Source organism: Limosilactobacillus albertensis (assembly GCF_014145555.1).
Lineage (GTDB): Bacteria > Bacillota > Bacilli > Lactobacillales > Lactobacillaceae > Limosilactobacillus > Limosilactobacillus albertensis.
The window spans coordinates 1-228 of record NZ_JACIVD010000026.1; the positions used below are offsets into that span (position 1 = coordinate 1).

General features: G+C 54.4%; 1 rRNA gene. It reads right to left on the reverse strand.

The features are described from left to right. Positions 1-228: ribosomal RNA gene (locus tag H5S41_RS00450) — 23S ribosomal RNA — on the reverse strand; the annotation flags it as partial.

Sequence of the window (228 nt, forward strand, 5' to 3'; positions counted from 1 at the left end):
CCCGAAGGAAATGGGAAATCTCATCTCGAGGCGAGTTTCACACTTAGATGCTTTCAGCGTTTATCTCGTCCATACATAGCTACCCAGCGGTGCTCCTGGCGGAACAACTGGTACACCAGCGGTATGTCCATCCCGGTCCTCTCGTACTAAGGACAGGTCCTCTCAAATTTCCTACGCCCGCGACGGATAGGGACCGAACTGTCTCACGACGTTCTGAACCCAGCTCGC